This window comes from Vibrio sp. V03_P4A6T147 (assembly GCF_002241085.1).
GTDB lineage: Bacteria > Pseudomonadota > Gammaproteobacteria > Enterobacterales > Vibrionaceae > Vibrio > Vibrio anguillarum.
Map to the genome: position 1 here is coordinate 1 of NZ_NDIO01000417.1, position 6,887 is coordinate 6,887.

The 6,887-nt window shown below is 46.7% G+C and carries 8 protein-coding genes; 4 read left to right on the top strand and 4 right to left on the bottom strand.

Translation table 11 applies throughout. The annotated features are described in order from the left end of the window. The first annotated feature begins 207 nt into the window (after window positions 1-207). The 4 genes from B9J84_RS15810 (at window position 208) to csdA (ending at window position 3,825) form a co-directional block, all read left to right on the top strand. Entirely contained in the window at window positions 208-1,023 is an 816-nt protein-coding gene (locus B9J84_RS15810; RefSeq protein ID WP_094124538.1) for an outer membrane protein OmpK, read from the top strand. A gap of 104 nt (window positions 1,024-1,127) precedes the next feature. Further along, window positions 1,128-2,018 (top strand): 2-dehydropantoate 2-reductase, encoded by an 891-nt coding sequence (gene panE, locus B9J84_RS15815; RefSeq protein ID WP_094124539.1) that lies wholly within the window; start codon window positions 1,128-1,130, stop codon window positions 2,016-2,018. Then, entirely contained in the window at window positions 2,015-2,614 is a 600-nt protein-coding gene (locus B9J84_RS15820; RefSeq protein ID WP_064625831.1) for a DJ-1 family glyoxalase III, read from the top strand. The genes panE and B9J84_RS15820 overlap by 4 nt, the downstream gene beginning before the upstream one ends. Further along, entirely contained in the window at window positions 2,614-3,825 is a 1,212-nt protein-coding gene (gene csdA, locus B9J84_RS15825) for a cysteine desulfurase CsdA (RefSeq protein WP_094124540.1), read from the top strand. The genes B9J84_RS15820 and csdA overlap by 1 nt, the downstream gene beginning before the upstream one ends. A gap of 32 nt (window positions 3,826-3,857) precedes the next feature. On the opposite strand, the gene csdE is transcribed toward csdA, so the two are convergent. The 4 genes from csdE to B9J84_RS15845 form a co-directional block, all read right to left on the bottom strand. After that, window positions 3,858-4,289 carry a cysteine desulfurase sulfur acceptor subunit CsdE gene (gene csdE / locus B9J84_RS15830; RefSeq protein WP_094124541.1) on the bottom strand — a complete coding sequence of 144 codons (432 nt, stop codon included), beginning with the start codon at window positions 4,287-4,289 and terminating at the stop codon, window positions 3,858-3,860. Window positions 4,290-4,294: 5 nt separating this feature from the next. Continuing rightward, window positions 4,295-5,104, bottom strand: a complete 810-nt coding sequence (tcdA, locus tag B9J84_RS15835; RefSeq protein ID WP_013856157.1) for a tRNA cyclic N6-threonylcarbamoyladenosine(37) synthase TcdA — start codon at window positions 5,102-5,104, stop codon at window positions 4,295-4,297. 90 nt (window positions 5,105-5,194) lie between these two features. Further along, window positions 5,195-6,298 carry a murein transglycosylase A gene (gene mltA, locus B9J84_RS15840; protein WP_094124542.1) on the bottom strand — a complete coding sequence of 368 codons (1,104 nt, stop codon included), beginning with the start codon at window positions 6,296-6,298 and terminating at the stop codon, window positions 5,195-5,197. Between the two features lie 69 nt (window positions 6,299-6,367). Next, a complete protein-coding gene (locus B9J84_RS15845; RefSeq protein WP_064625834.1) occupies window positions 6,368-6,835 on the bottom strand; it encodes a DUF2850 domain-containing protein in 468 nt (155 codons plus the stop codon). Between the last annotated feature and the right edge of the window lie 52 nt (window positions 6,836-6,887).

Genomic DNA, 6,887 nt, shown 5'->3' on the forward strand with positions numbered 1-6,887 from the left:
AAAATCACATTAAAGATGCAAGCGAACGAAATATTAATTTAGTTCCGAGCAAATATTCATTAACGTGACCGTAGTCACTAAGTTTGTTCACTTTTGCATTCGCAATCACTTTTAATTGAGATTTTTATCGTTATTATTCGGGCCAATTGAACGCACATCAGAAATATACGTGTGCTGAATTATGACAAAACATAGAGAGTCCCCCTTATGCGTAAATCACTTCTAGCTCTAGGCCTAGTGGCTGCAACTTCTGCTCCAGTTATGGCCGCTGACTATTCAGATGGCGACATCCATAAAAACGATTACAAATGGATGCAATTTAACTTAATGGCTGCGCTAAACGAAAAAGGCGTATCTGAATCAAGTCACGATTATCTAGAAATGGAATTTGGCGGCCGCTCAGGGATTTTTGATCTGTACGGTTACGTTGATATCTTTAACCTGCTAAGCAATCCAAGCAGTGACAAGGAAAACCAAGAAAAAATCTTTATGAAATTTGCACCTCGTATGTCACTAGATGCACTTACAGGTAAAGATTTGTCTTTCGGGCCAGTGCAAGAGTTGTATGTCTCTACGCTAATGGAATGGGGTGGTAAGTCTGGCGTTAACACTCAAAAAGTGGGCCTTGGCTCTGATGTGAATGTGCCTTGGCTAGGTAAAGTAGGTTTAAACCTGTACGGTACTTACGATTCAAATAAGAAAGATTGGAATGGTTTCCAAATCTCAACCAACTGGTTCAAACCTTTCTACTTCTTTGAAAACGGCTCATTTATCTCTTACCAAGGTTACATCGATTACCAATTTGGCATGGAAACAGACAAAGGATACGCAACATCTAGCGATGGCGGTGCCATGTTTAACGGTATCTACTGGCACTCTGATCGCTTTGCCGTGGGTTATGGTCTAAAACTTTACCATGATGTATACGGTTTTGCGGATAATGAAGGCCTGCCGTGGAATGCATCTGCTAAAGCTGAATCTTCAGGCGTTGGTCACTATCTAGCTGTGACTTACAAGTTCTAATCGAACCTAAGTTTTTAGCTAAATGGCGCTCTCGAGCGCCATTTTTATTGCTTTCCATTTCTACCTCATTATCCTTGGCGCAAAGTCAACAATGGAGAGGTGTTATGAATATCGTCGTGCTTGGGCCGGGCGCGGTTGGGTTGCTTTGGGCGACAAAGCTGCATGCTACTGGACACCGCGTTTCATTATGGGGCAGACAACCTCAATCTTCACTTTCCATTGCTTTAGATAAACAGGCGTCTATTACCCTGCCCTACAATGATCACAGCGCGCTCTGCCATGCCGATCTCTTACTGATTACTGTTAAGGCTTGGCAAGTCGAGCAAGCGCTCACTCCGCTGCTGAATACACTCAATCGTGACACCATTTTGCTATTTATGCACAACGGCATGGGCGCGCTTGATTCGATGCAGGATCAACTGAATGACTTTCCTATTGTGCTTTCAACCACCACGCACGGTGCACTCAAGCCGTCAATGAATCAAGTATTGCATACTGGCAAAGGCGTAACTCAATTAGGGGCTTACAACGCCCAAGGCAAGCAGTGTCAGTTTCTAGTGGATGTACTACAGCATACATTGCCAGACGTAATGTGGAATAACACGATTGAAGAAGCACTGTGGCATAAGCTTGCAATTAACTGCGCGATTAACCCGCTCACCGCGTTAGAGCAATGTCGCAATGGTGAGTTAGCCGATGAACGCTTCCAACGGCCGCTGGAAAATATTGTTGCAGAAGTCGCCGATGTCATGAACGCTGAAGGCTTTGCGATCACTCAATCATCACTGCTTGCTAAGGTTAAGCAGGTGATTCAAGCCACAGCAGAGAATTATTCGTCAATGCATCAAGATATTTTCTATCAACGTAAGACTGAGATAGACTTTATTACGGGCTATTTACTGAAGAAAGCAGAGCAACATCAGCTCGTAACACCAGAAAATAGTAAGCTATATCACGCCATTCAACAGATAGAACACCGCTGGAAAAGCCAATGAGTAAACGAATTTTAGTCCCGATAGCAACGGGCTGCGAAGAGATGGAAGCGATCACCGTGATTGATATGATGGTCAGAGCTGGCTATCAAGTCGTGGTTGCCAGTGCTAATCTCGACGGGCAATTGATGATGAAAGCCTCACGCGGAGTGACATTAACCGCAGACTGTAAACTGCTGGATGTGATCGATGAAGAGTTTGACGTGATTGCGCTGCCCGGTGGCGTTGGAGGCGCTGAGATCTTTCGTGACAATCCAGTGCTAATCGAAATGCTCAAGCAACAGCATAACCATGGTCGATGGTTGGCGGCTATTTGTGCCACGCCAGCCTTAGTTTTGCAACATCATCAGCTTTTCCCGCAAGCGATCATGACAGGGCACCCGGCTTTTCGCGATCATATCCCCACTGATTTATGGCGAGATCAACGCGTAACCATCGATACAAACCATCAATTAATCACCAGCCAAGGGCCGGGAACAGCACTTGAGTTCGCGATGGAGATCATCATATCACTCTCAGGTAAAGCACACGCATGGTCAGTTGCACAACCAATGGTGACACTGGCAGCATTGAATTATCACAAGTTAGGTGAGCAATAATGTTTGACGTGCAGACCATTCGCGATCAATTCCCCGCACTCAATCAAGCCGTGGATGGCGAAACTCTGATTTATCTAGACAGCGCCGCTACCACGCAAAAGCCACAAGTGGTGATAGATGCCATTAGTCATTACTACAGTACGCAAAATGCCAATGTACATCGTGGTAGCCATCGCTTAACGGCCAAAGCGACCAGCGATTTTGAAGCGGCGCGTGACACTATGGCTCAATTTATTGGCGCATCATCTCGTAAAGAGATTATTTGGACTCGCGGAGCGACCGAAGCGATCAACCTGATCGCGCAGACTTACGCACGTAATACATTGCAAGCCGGTGATGAGATTCTGGTCAGTGAAATGGAACACCACGCCAATATAGTGCCTTGGCAAATCGTCGCGGCTCAAACCGGAGCAAGTGTCGTCAAAGTCCCCATCACGCCAGAGTGCCACTTTGATCTTGAGGCTTTTCAAGCACGACTATCGAATAAAACCAAAATTGTCGCCCTAGCCCATACCACCAACGTGACGGGCACGCGCCAACCGATTGAAACCGTGATTAAACTGGCGCACCAAGTCGGCGCTGTGGTCGTGATTGATGGCGCGCAAGGAATTGTGCATGAAACCGTCAACGTGCGCGAACTCGACGCCGACTTTTATCTCTTTTCTGGGCACAAGCTTTACGCTCCCGCTGGCATTGGCGTTCTGTACGGAAAATTAGCGCTGCTTGAAACAATGCCTCCATGGCATGGCGGCGGCAAGATGGTAGAAAAAGTCTCGTTTGAAGGTACAACATTTGCCGAACTGCCGGGGAAATTTGAAGCAGGCACACCGAATATCGCAGGGGCGATAGCCCTTGCCAAAGCAATCGAATGGTTACAAAACTGCAATCGGACGGCCGTAGAAACTCACCTGCATAGATTGCAAGCACGCACTTATCAAGCTCTGCAACAGCTCGATGATATTCGCGTGATCGGCTATCAACCGAATGCCAGTATTCTCAGTTTTGTGATGGATGGCGTTCATCATCAAGACATAGCCACCTTACTCGATCAGCAAGGCATCGCGGTTCGCTCTGGCCATCACTGCGCTCACCCATTAATGGATGCGCTCGGGTTAACTGGCACCGTGAGAATCTCGTTTGGTATTTACAATACCGAACAAGAGGTTGGACAGTTGATCGCCGCCATCACTAAAGCGGTTGATATGCTGTAATAATTCCCCCTTTAATCAAAAGGGGGAGATGCTCAGCTTGGATCGATATTTTTTATCTTATCGACAATGGCTTTAAGGCCATTACCACGTGAAGGACTTAAATGGGCAATCAAGCCTATTTTTTCAAAATAAGCATCCACATCAAACGCTTGAATTTGTGCGTAGGTCTTGCCGTTGTACGCAGCAAGGACTAAAGCAATTAAACCACGCACAATCCGCGCATCCGAATCGGCACAGAAAGACCATATTCCTTGGTACTCCTGCCCCACTAACCATACTTGACTCTCGCAGCCTGCAACACTGACTTGCTGCGATTTCAAAGCATCAGGCATCGTGGGCAATAACTTCCCCCACTGGATCACTTGTCGGTAGCGATCTTCCCAGCCAGTAAAATTTTGCATGATCGCCACAATGTCATCGGCGCTAATCTCACGACCAAAGGGGGAGGCAGGAAAAGGAGTCATTAACGTTACACCTTATGTTTCTGAATTAACTTTTCAACAATGCGCGCTACGGCAACAAAACCAAAGGTTGCGGTAACAACCGTCGCAGCGCCAAATCCGCTGGCGCAATCCATCCGCTTTGGCCCTTCTGCGGTTGATTTCACCGCGCACACACTGCCATCGGCTTGCGGATATTTGAGCTGCTCTGTCGAGAACACGCAATCAATACCAAACTTACGCGCAGGGTTTACAGGGAAATTATGGCGATGACGAAGCGTATCTTTGAGTTTTTTTGCCAATGGGTCTTGAATCGTTTTGGTTAAATCCGCGACCTTGATTTGAGTTGGGTCAACTTGACCACCCGCACCACCGACGGTAATCACTTTAATTTTATTGCTACGGCAATAAGCCAGTAGTGAAGCTTTCGCTTTCAAACTGTCTATCGCATCAAGCACGTAATCGAACGTTTGACTCAAATAGTGGTGCTGGTTATCTGGCGTGATAAAGTCATCAATTAAGTGCACCACACACTCAGGGTTGATGAGCTTGACCCGCTCGGCCATCACTTCAATCTTACTTTGCCCAACCGTACCGCTCATCGCATGGATTTGACGGTTGATGTTGGTGACGCACACATCGTCCATATCAATCAGCGTTAACTCGCCAATGCCGGTGCGCGCCAATGCTTCGACTGCCCACGAGCCAACGCCACCGATACCAATCACACACACATGCGCAGCACGCAGTATTTCAACCTCACGATTTCCATAAAGGCGACGAGTGCCTCCGAAGCGTTGGTTGTAGCTATCTGAAGCGGGGGTATCGAGTTCACGCATAATTAAAAGTCCGATTGAAAGCGATAGAAAAATAAAGAGTGCGATTTATACGCACTCTTTATTTAAAAGTCTAGGTCGAAACCTGTGTCACTATTGTAGCTTTTCAGGCGGCAATGCCCAAGGCGCTTGTGTGGCTGAGTTTTCTAACCCCAGTTTCCAAACGCGACCAAAATGTTTGTAATGCCCAGCTTCCGTTCCGGCGCGCTCGCCCATGCCATGGTACAGATCGAGGTGGTTATCTTTTACCGCGCCGCCCGTATCTAGCACAATCAACATTCTCAACTGATGAGCGCCACTCCATGTACCATCGGCATTGAGCAGCGGCACTTCTGCTAAAATAGGTGTGCCCATTGGAAAGATGGAACGATCTCCGGCCACCGATGCCATCGGCAGTAGTGGAATACCGGCAGAGCCAGTGACAGGGGCTGCCGCTTTGGGCGCAAAAAAGACATAGGAAGGATTTTGCTCTAGCAGCTCTCTCACCGTCGGTTCATCATTGGCTAGCACCCATTCCTTGATCGCTTTGAGTGACATTTTCTCTCGTGTCACTTCACCTCGTTCAATCAAGACTTTGCCAATACTGATGTAGGCTTTGTTATTCTTACCCGCGTAAGCGAAGTACTCAAGCGTATCGTCATCTTCAAAATGCACAAAACCACTGCCTTGCACCTCCATAATGAAAGGGTCAATCAGGTTCGCCGCATAACCTAACTCAAGCCCTTTTTCAGCTAACGCACCATCATAAATTTGCGCACGCGTTGGGCAATCGGCCGAACATTCAGGCAAACCAAATACGGGATATTTGAATATTTCATCCGGTTGATGGCGAAGCTCCATTACCGGAGAAAAATAGCCAGTGAAAAGCACATTACCTTTTTTATCGCCACCACCAAGCTGCGCCGCTTGTATTCCAAAATTCGCCAAATCTTGTGGATCACCACTTTGCAAAATCCATTCACTGATCTGTTGATACAAAGGTTGATAAATCGCTGCCATCGACGCCGAGCGAGTCACCACTTGTTCGCTCTGTTTGGAAAATTGCGTAAAGTCACGTGGCGTATTGGACTGCACCGTGTCTACTTTGTTGAGCGCTTTAGAGAAATCACCATCCAAATATTGCTGAGCACGGTCGGTTGGTTGCGCACAACCAAACAGCAGCAGTACTACCGCAAGAGGAAAAATTTGCTTAATCACAGAAGTTATCCGTTATTTGAGTTGCTAAAAGCATGACAAACTCGCGCCTAAACCGCAATCAGCGAATTGTTAACGGAGGTTTTTTTGGTATTTTCCTGACAATCGGAAGGTTGGATTGTAGTGCGACGACGACATTTGTGTCATTTCGGTATTGTTATCATCACGCATTTTGTAACGATAGCTCGTATCACCAATCTGGTATTCTAAAAAATGACCATCAAACTCAAATGAAGTGGTGAGTACTCGGCCACTACTGATCACGCCTGCTTTCCCCAATTCAATTCGTTTGGCTGAATAAGGGGCAACATACTGCTCAACCCAAACCCCATACACCTCATCTTTTGGCGAAAAATAGTTTTCCAACCGAGTAAAGAGATCACCGTATAGCGACGCTACGGAAAACAAGCCAATCATCACAACCAGCATCAAGCCTCGTTCAATGTACTTACGTCTTCGCAAGTTTGTGAACTGAGGCGTAGCCGTAAGGCCTACGTTTTTTGTCATTTTCATGCGACTCAACTCGTTGGTTTTGGCCATATTTCGCCTTTATTGGCAAGCAGTCTAACGTGTCCTAAATCAGAGATAAAAT